The sequence below is a fragment of the Phenylobacterium sp. genome (assembly GCF_024508875.1).
In the GTDB taxonomy this organism is placed as follows: Bacteria; Pseudomonadota; Alphaproteobacteria; order Caulobacterales; family Caulobacteraceae; genus Phenylobacterium.
In genome coordinates, this window is record NZ_JANINU010000304.1 from 1 (window position 1) to 1,974 (window position 1,974).

3 protein-coding genes are annotated in these 1,974 nt (G+C 70.6%); 2 read left to right on the forward strand and 1 reads right to left on the reverse strand.

The features are described 5' to 3' along the window. Nucleotides 1–8: 8 nt before the first annotated feature. A complete protein-coding gene (locus tag Q0L11_RS19920) occupies nucleotides 9–845 on the forward strand; it encodes a folate-binding protein YgfZ (RefSeq protein ID WP_296599574.1) in 837 nt (278 codons plus the stop codon). A gap of 58 nt (nucleotides 846–903) precedes the next feature. Here Q0L11_RS19920 and Q0L11_RS19925 read toward each other — a convergent pair whose 3' ends face one another. Further along, nucleotides 904–1,794 carry an alpha/beta hydrolase gene (locus Q0L11_RS19925; protein WP_296599573.1) on the reverse strand — a complete coding sequence of 297 codons (891 nt, stop codon included), beginning with the start codon at nucleotides 1,792–1,794 and terminating at the stop codon, nucleotides 904–906. A gap of 50 nt (nucleotides 1,795–1,844) precedes the next feature. Between Q0L11_RS19925 and Q0L11_RS19930 the strand changes: the two genes are divergently transcribed. Then, nucleotides 1,845–1,974: DNA-3-methyladenine glycosylase I (locus Q0L11_RS19930; RefSeq protein WP_296599576.1), on the forward strand; the 130-nt coding region annotated here is incomplete at its 3' end.

A 1,974-nucleotide genomic window follows, 5' to 3' on the forward strand; every position in this document is an offset into this window, starting at 1 on the left:
CGTCGACCGTGACCTTCGCGCACTTGCCAAGCCGCTCGCTCATCGCCCTGGGCGGTCCGGACTGGAGGAGTTTCCTGCAGGGGCTCATCACCCAGGACGTCGAGACCCTGGCCGAGGGCGAGGCGCGGTTCGGGGCGCTGCTGACGCCGCAGGGGCGCCTGCTCTACGACCTGTTCGTGGTGTCGAGGCCGGATGGGTCGGCGTGGCTGGACGTGGAGGCCGAGCATCGGGCGGCGCTGATCCAGCGGCTGACGATCTATCGGCTGCGGGCCAAGGTGGAGATCGCCGCGGACGAGACGCCGGTGAGCATCGCCTACGGTGACGGCGAGATCGCCGCGCCCGGCGCTGGCTGGGTGCGCGACCCGCGGCTGCCGGCGCTGGGCTGGCGCGGCTATGGCGTCTCGGCGCCGGACGGCGTGGCCCTCGCGACCGAAGTCGAGCGCGAGGCGCAGAAGCTGCGGCTGGGCGTGCCGGGGCCGAGAGACTGGGGGACGGACAAGACCTATCCCATCGAGGCCAATTTCGACCTGATGAACGGCATCGACTTCAAGAAGGGGTGCTTCGTCGGCCAGGAGACGACGTCGCGGATGAAGCGGCGCGGGACGATCAAGAACCGCATGCTGCCGATCGTGTTCGAGGGGCCGGCGCCGGCGCCGGGAACCGAGGTGCTGGCGGGCGAGCTGCGGGCCGGCGAGGTGCTGTCGGGCGGCGAGGGGCGGGCCTTCGCCCTGCTGCGTCTGGACCGGGCGCTGGGCGCGGCGCTGACGGTGAGCGGCAGGCCGGCGAGGGTCGAGGTTCCGGGGTGGATGGCGGAGGCGGTGGGCGTAAGCGAAGAAGCGACTTGAAATAGGCGGTCATCCGGGATCTGCCTCCGGCCGTCCGGGATGACGGCGGTTTGAGGGGTTAGAGTTCGAAGAAGAACCCCCTCAGCAGATCCAGCGTCTCAGCGGGCCTTTCCTCGGGGATGAAGTGGCCGCAGTCGAGGGACCGGCCGCGGACGTCGTCGGCCCATTCGCCCCAGATGGCGAGTGTGTCGTACCAGGCGGCGAGGGCGCCCTTGCCGCCCCAGAGGACCTGGACGGGGCAGGCGATCTTGCGGCCCGCGGCCTTGTCTTCGTCGTCCAGCCGGCGGTCGTAGCCGGCGCCGGCGCGATAGCATTCGCACATGGCGTGGACGACGGCGGGCTCGCGGACGGCGGCCACGTAGTCGGTGTAGGCCTCGCCTTCGAACATCGTCTTGGCGCCCGGATACTGCAGCTTGAAGAAGAACGCTTCCGGGTCGGCGCCGATCAGCGTCTCGGGCAGGGGGTGGCGCTGGGCCAGGAACGGCCAGTGCCAGTAGCCCATGGCGAAGCGGCGGTCGGCGCGGGCCCAGACCTCGCCGGTCGGGATGATGTCGAGGATGGAGAGGCGGCGGACGGCCTGCGGGTGGTCCAGCGCCAGGCGGTAGGCGACCCGGCCGCCGCGGTCGTGCCCGGCGACGTCGAACGCCTCGAACCCGAAGTGGCGCATCAGGTGGATGGCGTCGCGCGCCATGGCGCGCTTGGACGAGGTCTCGTGGTCGTCGCTGGACGGCGGCTTGGTCGAGCCGCCATAGCCGCGCAGGTCGAAGCACACGACGGTGAAATCCCGGGCCAGCCCCTCGGCGACCTGGGCCCACATCATGTGGGTCTCGGGATAGCCGTGCAGCAGCAGGACCGGCGGGCCGGACCCGCCGCGGCGGACGCGGAGGGAAACCTCGCCGGCGGAATCCGGAACCGTAACCTGCGACAACTGGAAGCCTTCGAACGCCATCGAAAGTTCGCCTCTTGTTTCCCGCCCCGCGCTGCGCTGAGAGTGCGCGCATGAGCCAGACTCTGACTCGTTGCGAATGGCGCGGCATGGCCGGCGACCCGCTGTACGAGGCCTATCACGACACCGAATGGGGCGTGCCGGAATACGATTCCCGCGCGCTGTGGGAGAAGCTGGTGCTGG